Consider the following 9,992-nt stretch of genomic DNA (forward strand, 5'->3'; position numbering starts at 1 on the left):
TACAAAAAAACTAAACTTTATTTTATTGGTGATGGCTGCCCATGTGGGCTTGAGCGTAAATACTGTTTAGGTGCAGTTACTGTAGCGCCAAGCTCTGCAGCTGCATGCCACGGCCAGTGCGGGTTATATAAAATGCCACGCGCTAGTGCTACGCCATCGGCTTGCTGCTCACTAATAATATCTTCGGCTTGTTGCGCCTGTGTAATTAAACCCACCGCTATAACAGGCATTTTAACCGCTTCTTTTATGGCTGTTGCAAACGGTACCTGGAAATTAGGTTTAACTGGTATTTGTTGCTCTGGGCTTAGGCCCGCCGTACTTACATGAATAAAATCACAACCTAGTTCATCAAGCGCTTTACTAAGCACTATCGATTGATCTAAATCCCAGCCACCTACAACCCAATCGGTTGCCGAAATACGCACACCCACTGCTTTATTACTGGGGAATACCGCTCTTACCGCTTTAAACACATCAAGTAATAAGCGCATTCTGTTTTCTAGGCTGCCACCGTAGTTGTCATCTCGCTTGTTTGAAAGTGGCGACAAAAATTGATGTAACAGGTAACCGTGCGCACCATGAAGCTCGATTAAATCAAGGCCGAGTTCATCAGCGCGTTTAGCTGCACTTACAAAATCTTTAATTAGTGAATCTATGTCAGATTGGCTCATTGCTTTTGGCACTGGGCTGTTAGCGTCGTACGCAATTGCCGAAGGTGCGAGCGTTTGCCAGCCATTTACATCATCAGGTGCAATGGCATCGCCACCGTCCCATGGTTTTTCAGTTGATGCTTTGCGCCCAGCATGCGCTAACTGAATACCAATAGGCATAGGGCTGTATTGCCTTACTGCTTTTAGGCTTTTGCCTAGTCCTTGTTGGGTTTCGTTATTCCAAAGCCCCAAATCGCCGTAGCTAATACGCCCTTCAGGGTTTACTGCTGTTGCTTCTAAAATAAGTAACCCAGCACCGCTTAAACTCAATTGGCCTAAATGAATAGTATGCCAATCGCTAGCAGCGCCATTGTTTGCTGAATACTGGCACATGGGTGCAATAATAATACGGTTATCTAACGTTACTTGCCCAAGTGATAAAGGCGAAAATAGTTGGCTCATTGTTAATCCTTAAAAACACGCACAAAAAAGTGCGGACAAAATAAAAAAGAGAATACGAAGCGGCAATCAAACACGCTCACTCAATAACTTAAACTGTCACTAATAATGGCGACTTAACATCCTTAATGGGGATCAAAATACACTTTAATAGTGCTAATAAAAGTATAAGTAATGACATTATGAAATATTAATTTTAATGTAATAATTTGTTTAACGAGCACGTCATAACACCACCTTTAAAATACGAATGACTATTTACCTTTAAACAAGGGTTTAATTTTTAATCTAACTGTACCTAATTACACTAAGCCATTGCCTGTATTGCCTATTAACTAAATAAAAACCCCGAAAATAAGCTATATTTATTCTATAAAAGTGAATTAAAATTCAATTTAAATATTCCCAGCTACTTCACTCCCTGATAAACTGCTTAACTTAATTTACTAATGTAAAACATTTGAACTGGGGATCACTTTTTATGTTTAAACCAAGCTTGTTAACCTTGGCTATTTCGAGCGCTGTTTCTAGCGTATTTTTATTACCAAATGCCGCTCTTGCTCAAGAAGAAGAAGTTGCCGCTAAAAACAAATCACTCGAAGTAATTGAAGTTACAGCAACAAGGCGCAGCGGCTCTGTGCAAAATGCACCGCTAAATATTACCGCTCTTGATGCAGATATTATGAAAGATCAAAATATCAATGAGCTTGCGGATGTAGCGCGCTGGGTACCTGGTTTAACAATTACTGATCAAGGTGGCCGCTCAGGCTCGCCTATTATTGTTCGTGGTTTAAATACAAATTCTTCTGGTCCATCGTCAGATGGCGGCACAGTATCTACTTATATAAACGAAATTCCAGTTTCGGTAGATATGCGCCTAGTAGATATTGAGCGCGTTGAAGTATTAATTGGGCCACAAGGCACCCTTTATGGTGCAGGCACATTAGGCGGTGCAATTCGCTACATGCTTAAACAGCCTGAGCTTGATTTTACATCGCTTGAAGTATACGGCGACCTATTTCAAACAAAAGAAAGTGACTCTTTAGGTGGCGAAGGCGGCTTTATATTTAACCTTCCTATTATTGAAGATAAATTAGCAGTTCGTGCAAGCTTAAACGTATATGAAGATCCTGGTTTTATCGATTACGGCTACGTAGTACGCGAGCCAGGCGTATCGTTGCCAGATCCAGATTGGAGCGATAGCTCAGCAGTTAATAACAACCTTAAAAATGTAAAAGACGCCAACGGCGAAACCACCACTACTGGTCGTATTTCTGTTCGCTTTAAACCAAATGAATCGTTTGAAGGTACGCTTAACTACTTTTACCAAAACCAAGACAGCGAAGGCCGCTCGATTGTTCATTACAACAGCCTTAATGCAAACAACGGTTTAAGCGACGTAATAGGTAAATACGAGTCGGCTTATCGCTTTGAAGAACCTCGCGAGAAAAAAGATCAATTACTAAGCCTTGAGCTAAAAGCCGACCTAGGTTTTGCAGAGCTGGTATCGGCTACTGGTATTTCGAGCTTTGATGCCGACGGCCAACGCGACCAAACAGACTTACTTATTCGTCTTGATTACGGCTATGAAGAGTTTCCTTCGTTTTCATCTTTCACGCGTGAGATTGAAGAAGAAGACACCTTCACCCAAGAGCTGCGTTTAGTATCGCAAGGCGATAGTGACATAAACTGGATTGTTGGTGCGTTTTACAACAAAATAGAAACGGATGCTTCTAGTAAAGAGTTTACGCCTGGCTTTGGTGACTTTGCAGTAGAAAACTTTGGCGCTTCGCAGTCTCGCCCAGATCAACTTGAGTACTTCTCGGTAGATCGTACCGAAATAACAGAATCAGCTTTATTTGGCGAAATAGGCTACCAAGTAACAGAAAAACTAGACGTAACTTTAGGTATGCGTTTATACCAATACGACGTTGAATCTGAGTCAGCTGTAGATTTTCCATTATTTAATACCTTATTTGATGACGCAGCACCTGATGCTATTTCATTAAACTTTGAAAAAAATGAAGCTGACGATAACGGCAGCCTCTTTAAGTTTAATGCTAAATACCAATTCACAAATTCAGTCATGGGCTATGTAACGGTAAGTGAAGGATTTAGAATCGGCGGTTCAAATGGTTTAGCACCGTGTCCTGATCCATTACCAGCTAACCAAGCAGGTTGTGGTAGTCCAGAAGAAATGCTTTACGATGCCGATACAACAACAAACTACGAGTTAGGCTTTAAAAGCACCTGGTTTAGAAGCCAACTTCACTTTAACGCCGCGCTATTTAACGTAGATTGGGATGATGCACAAATTGCAGGTGCTACTGATGTAGGCCAACTACCGTACTTATCTAACGCAGGTAGCGCTAACGCAAAAGGGATTGAAATATCTACCCGTGCCATTTTATCTGACTCGTTTTCAGTTTATGCAACCTATGCTTATACAAAAGCAGAGCTAACATCAGATGCACCATTTTTGTTTAATGCTGATGGTACCGATGGCGCAGAAGACGGCGACCGTTTACCAGGCTCTCCAGAACATCAGTTCTCAATGGGTGTAAACTATCAAACAGATGTATTTAACGACAAAACGCTTGATATTAACTACGGTTTAACCGCGCAAAGCGATGTAATTACAAGAGTTGGCTTGCATGACAATGGCGAAACACTACCAGGTTACAGCTTAAGTAATATATCAGCTAAATTAACAGCTGATGCATGGTCAACTACCCTATATGTTGATAACCTATTCAACAAATACGCGGTTACATCCGTTCGTCGTTCAGATGCCGATATAACATCAGCTAATGGCGCCGACATACAACGTAACTACGGCCATTACATTAATCGCCCGCTTACGGTGGGTGTTAAATTTAACTACAAATTTGAAATATAGTTTATAGTAATTTTTAAACAATGTTCTAAGGCTCAAATTTATTTGAGCCTTTTTATTTTCTTTCACAAAATAATTACCAAAAACCATGCAGCCAAATTTAAAGCAACTTCATCAAAGCGCAATACACTCCCTAAACCAAGGTAAAATAGAGCAAGCACACAAAGCCCTAGTGGAGTTAGTTACACTCAAACCAGACTTTGCTGATGGGTATTTTTTGCTGGCAATGGTTAATTTAACTGTTGGGCAAATACACAAAGCAATAAAGCTCATCGAAAAAGCCCTCACCCTTGGCCAAAGTATTGAATACACCGCGCAACTTGCTAAATGTTACGCACTTACTGGCGAATTACAAAAAGCAAAAAACACCGCACTATCGGTGCCATTAAAGCAAATAACTAAAGCACTTGATGCCGACACACTCGGCGTTGCACTTACTCAAGCAGGTATTCACGAGCAAGCACTTAACTACTTTGAGCGCGCTATTACACTGTCTACAGCAGCTAACAAAGCTCAACCTCAGTTTTATTATAACTACGGTGTAAGTGCTAAGTTTTTAGGGCTATTTGATAAAGCCCGACACGCTTTTGAAAATGCCATAGCGCTTAACCAGCTGCACCATCAAAGTCATTTTGCATTAAGTGATTTAACTAAAGTAAGTACACAAAACAATCATATTGAACGCTTAAAAAACGTGTTTGAGCAAGTAACAAACCCCGATGCAAAACTGCATATTGGCCATGCTTTAGCTAAAGAGTATCAAGATATTGGTGAGTTTTCAGACGCTTTTAACGCGTTAGAGCAAGGTAAAGTAGTAAAACGTGCTGTACAGCCGTTTGATCATAAAAGCTCAACTGAGTTATTTGAACATATTAAACTCTTAAGTGAACAGCACACACAAGCGCTGACACAAGGTAACCCAACGGCAGAGCCTATTTTTGTATTAGGCATGCCCCGCTCTGGCACCACATTGGTAGAGCGTATTTTATCGAGCCACAGCGACGTGCAGTCAGCCGGTGAACTGCAAGACTTTGGCTTAAGTGTTAAAAGGCTCAGCCAAACACAAACACCCCATGTGCTCGACACTCAAACACTCAGTAAAGCCTACGAGCTTGATTTTAATCAGCTTGGGTCAACCTATTTAAACGCAACACGCGTAATAACAGGCAGCCATAAGCACTTTATAGATAAACTCCCGTTTAACTTTTTTTATATCGACTTAATTACCAAAGCCCTGCCAAACGCTAAAATTATTTGCATGCTACGCGACCCAATGGACACCTGCATTGGTAACTATCGCCAGTTATTTACTATAAATAACCCCTACTACGCGTACTCGCTCGATTTACTCGACACTGCCAAATTTTACAGCCGCTTTTACAAACTCATGCAGCACTTTAGCGCCCTGCATAGCAATATAAAATTAGTAAAATACGAAGAACTAGTCGCCCAGCCCGAGCAGCAAATAAAAGAGCTAGTTAGCTTTTGTAATTTAGAGTGGCAAGCACAGTGTATAGACTTTCACTTAAACACCTCACCGGTCTCTACTGCAAGTAAAGTGCAAGTACGCCAACCACTTAACAACAAAGCAATTGGCCGTTGGAAGGCATTTAAGCCCCATACTGATGAGGCTGAGACCTACTTAAAACAACAAGATATTATAGGATGAAATATCACTTCTATTTTATATAAATTCGCTTAATTAATTTATAGTCAGGTAATTACTTTTTAAAATAAATATAAGCACTGTGACGATCAAACTTACACAGTTGCCAATGCTTACTGACAAATATTGATAGAAAAGGAATAATATAAATGGAATAAAATTCAGCTAATGTTCCCTTGAAGGGGCCACATAGTGAGTGGTATAGTTACTAAAGGATAAAAATTAAAGGATTAAAATGTTAATATTTAAAGAACTAAACTTAGTAAATATAACAAGGTTAACTAATAGTGTTGGTCACGGTGCTAGGAATGCCCCACTAGATGTTTTAGTACTACAAAGGCTTTTATTAGGTACCACAAAAAAGTATTTCGGTAAAAAAGTACTAAAGCCCGATGGATATTATGGTAGTAAAACTGAAGAGCAACTAAAGCTATTTCAATCCGCTGCATTGGGTAATAAACACCCAAGTAAAAAAGTTATACCTGATGATTTAACTCACAAAGCACTTGTAGCCTCATTAAGTCAGAACTTTCTAAAAAAGCACAAAGAAGCTGCCCTTTTAAATTAAGTTCAAGTTATTGATTATGAACACTTCATTAAAATATATAAAAAGCAGTTCCCTAATGAGCAAGCATTTAATGATCTAAAAAAACTCTTGATTGAGTGTGTAATGGATCCTCACATTACCGATATCCGATGGATTGCTTACATGTTAGCGACAGTAAAACGTGAGTGCGGACGTACCTGGAAACCAATTAAAGAGTGGGGAAAAGGAAAAGGTAAGCTGTATGGTAGCGTACACGATGTTCCAACTACTTCAACTGTAGAAAAAAACATATATTACGGAAGGGGTTATGTACAATTAACATGGGATTATAATTATAAAAAGGTTGGCGATGCTTTAGGGCTTGGAGATAAGCTCTATATAAATCCAGACCTAGCACTTAATCATAAAATTGCATATGCAATAATGTCTTATGGCATGCGAGAAGGTTTATTTGCTAAAGCGAAGCTAGGCCAATTTATATCAGGTGCAACTTCTAATTATATTGGAGCTAGGAGAATAATTAATGGTCAAGATCACGCTTTAGAGATTGCTAATGACGCTATAATTTTTGAGCGACTATTGAAAGCGTCACGAGGTACATTTGAATTTGAAAAGTTATTATTCTCAACAAATGTAGCGTTAGCTTAATACACATATACTTTTATGGATTAACTCTTGGTGAAATTAAATATGACCTTATTTGTTATGATCTTTTTATTATGCTCGCATGTTAATGCCGCTTCACTCAATGCAGATATTAAGAATAATAAACCCTTAAAAATGCAGATACCCTCTGGTCAAAAGTTGCCTCTAGATTTTGAGCTATTAACTCAAAAAAAGCTTCTTGGCTCACTAAATAAAAACGACAACTGTTCTATCAAAGACGAACATCATAACAATCGATTTGTCTCAGTTTTTAAGCTAAGTTCGGGTGATAAATTGCTTGCATTAGCTTGCAACACTGGAGCATATCAAGACAGTTACTTGACCTATTATGTCAAGACGTTAACTAACATGGCTTACCCCATAACTTGGTCAGAACCTACTTTTATTGATAATAAGTGGGAGCTAAAGCAAACTAATTTAATTACCGGCAGTATTGAAGTTAGTGAAATAGGGAATGAATTAAAGTCTCTGCGCTTATACTCTGCTTTTGGCTCTTGCGGTTATAAGGTCAATTACACCATTTCGTTCCCACAACTGATTAATCTAAAACCTAATTTAATACATGCAGACAACGATTGTGGTAATGGCATTTTAGTTGACGAGTGGCCAGTAATTTCCAATTCAAAATAACATCGCTAGTAATTATATTAAGGTCATATACTAATGTGATAAATGCCCCCAGTATGGGGGATTTATCTTTTTTAAATAGCCGCTTTTATAAACTCATGCAGCACTTTAGCGCCCTGCATAGCAATATAAAATTAGTAAAATACGAAAAACTAGTCGCCCAGCCCGAGCAGCAAATAAAAGAGCTAGTTAGCTTTTGTAATTTAGAATGGCAAGCACAGTGTATAGACTTTCACTTAAACACCGCACCGGTCTCTACCGCCAGTAAAGTACAAGTACGCCAACCACTTAACAATAAAGCAATTGGGCGCTGGAAAGCATTTAAGCCCCATACTGATAAAGCAGTGGAGTACCTTTTAAAACAAGGTATTAGTATTGAGTAAACGCTTTATTTTACCGGTGAGAGACGCCAAATAAGAGGCTTTGTGTACGTGTAGGTCGGATAAGCGAAGCGCCATCCGACACAGTAAAATACCTTGCCAATTATTATCAACATTTTATGTTGTGCAGTGGCGGAGAATGCCAACAGCAGATATTACCTTTCAAAGCCTTTAGTGGGACTGCTAAGCCACCATTGCAGTCATTGAGGTTTAAGTTAAAGAGCCAATAAAACTAACACTTCACTTTGTCATCCATTGCTCTACTATGTATAACCAAAATCAGGATGAAATAAGGCCATACATTTCTGTTATTATGAAAAATCTATTATCCATTCGTTCTTATAGCACAAAACCAACCCGTCACTCACATCACTTTAATCAATTGGTTTTACCTTTACGTGGTGTCATAAATATATGCGTTGGTGATTTCAATGGTAAAGTTGCGCCAAGTGAATGTGTTGTAGTTAAAGCCAATGAAGAGCACTTGTTCACTGCAGATACTGAAGCTAGATTTGTAGTTGTGGACATGAAAAACCTACCCCTAAATATTTCATCTTCTCACTGTATTGTTTTTGCAATTAACTCATCCCTTAAAAGTTACTTAACCTTTATCGAAAACCAATTAGAAAATAAAGTTAATGCTCAATTAGAACAGGCGATGTTTGAAATGTTCAGTTTACTGCTTGCAGAGCAACCTTTATTGCCAAAAGTAGATAACCGTATTGGTACAGCAATATCCTTCATAGAGCAAAATATTGCAGAGCAACTTCACATTAAACGCCTGGCTGAATCTGCTTTTCTAAGCGAAACGCAGTTTAAGAAACTATTTAAGCAACAAACAAATATGACTGTGATGAAATACGTTACCAAACTTCGTATGGAAAAAGCGCAAGCTTTACTAACACACACAGATTATCCACTATCAATCATTGGTGAAAAAGTAGGCTACAAAGAGCCGTCAGCCTTTAGCCGAAAGTTTTCACAATTCTTTGGCCTACCACCTAATAAATTCAAAAAGTAAACTTAGTCTTTATTGTCAACGATAGCGTCTTAATTGTTAAAAACTCCTTTCATCATTAGCATACAATTTCTGTATTGAAATAATAAAAAACAGGTATCACTATGCAAAGTCATCACGGAAGTTTTAAAGGTGTAATTGCTATCATTATTGCTAGTTTTTTGTGGGGAACAACAGGCACCGCAGCAAGCTATTCCCCTGATGTGAGTTCGTTTGCAATTGGTGCATTCTCTATGGGAATAGGGGGAGTGCTACTTGTTATTACAGCACGAAAAACGTTATTTATAGATTATAAGCTCATGATTTCACAGCCTAAGGTATTACTTTTAGGTGCCGCTTCTGTCGCTATCTATCCATTAGCATTTTATACTTCAATGCGTTTATCAGGTGTTGCAATTGGCACTGTAGTTTCAATTGCTACGGCACCTTTTTTTGCTGCAATCCTTGAAAGCCTAATTAGTAAAAAAAATATATCACTGGAATGGGTACTGAGTTTTGTTATTGGAGCTATAGGTATTACTTTATTAACGTTAGGTAGAGATCAGAGTAATGATCCTTCATACAGTATTAATCAACAGAGCCTGGGTATTCTTTTGGGGTGTATTGCTGGATTAACCTATGCAGGTTATTCATGGGCAGCAAGGAGTTTAATTGAAAGTGGAGTTCATTCGAAATCGTCAATGTCAGGACTGTTTGGTTGTGCTGCTTTATTGTTACTCCCTTCATTATGGTTTACAGGTGATAACTTATTTTCAAGCGCAACCAATGCATTGGCATCTTTGTATATGGCAGTAATTCCAATGTTTTTAGGATACTTATTATTTGGTTTTGGCTTGAATTATATAAATGCAAGTAAAGCGACATTAATTACCTTAATAGAACCATTAGTTGCAACTGTTTTAGCCGTTTTCGTTATTGGTGAAAGGTTTAAGATAATTGGTTGGATAGGTGTGGCTTTGGTATCACTATGCCTATTAATGCAAACCATCAAACCTCAAAAGCAATTAAAAGTACCTATTAAATCTATGTAGCTTAAGAGCATTGACAATGCTTTTAAAAGCTTACCATAGGGTATAATTCATT

The 9,992-nt window shown here is 38.6% G+C and carries 9 protein-coding genes; 8 read left to right on the top strand and 1 reads right to left on the bottom strand.

The features are described 5' to 3' along the window. Positions 1-17 precede the first annotated feature (17 nt). Entirely contained in the window at positions 18-1,112 is a 1,095-nt protein-coding gene (locus H5072_RS04900; protein WP_182692872.1) for an NADH:flavin oxidoreductase/NADH oxidase, read from the bottom strand. Positions 1,113-1,590: 478 nt separating this feature from the next. On the opposite strand from H5072_RS04900, the gene H5072_RS04905 reads away from it, so the two are divergent. From H5072_RS04905 to H5072_RS04940, 8 genes are all read left to right on the top strand, one after another. Next, positions 1,591-4,008, top strand: a complete 2,418-nt coding sequence (locus H5072_RS04905) for a TonB-dependent receptor (RefSeq protein ID WP_182692873.1) — start codon at positions 1,591-1,593, stop codon at positions 4,006-4,008. 85 nt (positions 4,009-4,093) lie between these two features. Beyond that, positions 4,094-5,674 (top strand): sulfotransferase, encoded by a 1,581-nt coding sequence (locus H5072_RS04910; RefSeq protein WP_182692874.1) that lies wholly within the window; start codon positions 4,094-4,096, stop codon positions 5,672-5,674. 232 nt (positions 5,675-5,906) lie between these two features. Further along, entirely contained in the window at positions 5,907-6,239 is a 333-nt protein-coding gene (locus tag H5072_RS04915; RefSeq protein WP_182692875.1) for a peptidoglycan-binding domain-containing protein, read from the top strand. A 141-nt stretch (positions 6,240-6,380) separates the two neighbouring features. Then, positions 6,381-6,866, top strand: coding sequence for a glycoside hydrolase family 19 protein (locus H5072_RS04920; RefSeq protein ID WP_182692876.1), 486 nt, complete (start codon positions 6,381-6,383; stop codon positions 6,864-6,866). A 30-nt stretch (positions 6,867-6,896) separates the two neighbouring features. Beyond that, a complete protein-coding gene (locus tag H5072_RS04925; RefSeq protein ID WP_182692877.1) occupies positions 6,897-7,514 on the top strand; it encodes a hypothetical protein in 618 nt (205 codons plus the stop codon). A gap of 35 nt (positions 7,515-7,549) precedes the next feature. Next, complete coding sequence (locus H5072_RS04930; protein ID WP_310735872.1) at positions 7,550-7,894, top strand: sulfotransferase; 345 nt, start codon at positions 7,550-7,552, stop codon at positions 7,892-7,894. Between the two features lie 310 nt (positions 7,895-8,204). Continuing rightward, positions 8,205-8,912 carry an AraC family transcriptional regulator gene (locus H5072_RS04935; protein ID WP_024597340.1) on the top strand — a complete coding sequence of 236 codons (708 nt, stop codon included), beginning with the start codon at positions 8,205-8,207 and terminating at the stop codon, positions 8,910-8,912. Positions 8,913-9,013: 101 nt separating this feature from the next. Then, entirely contained in the window at positions 9,014-9,940 is a 927-nt protein-coding gene (locus H5072_RS04940) for a DMT family transporter (RefSeq protein ID WP_182692878.1), read from the top strand. The last annotated feature ends 52 nt before the right edge of the window (positions 9,941-9,992 follow it).

The organism is Pseudoalteromonas sp. SR45-5 (assembly GCF_014163565.1).
GTDB lineage: Bacteria > Pseudomonadota > Gammaproteobacteria > Enterobacterales > Alteromonadaceae > Pseudoalteromonas > Pseudoalteromonas distincta.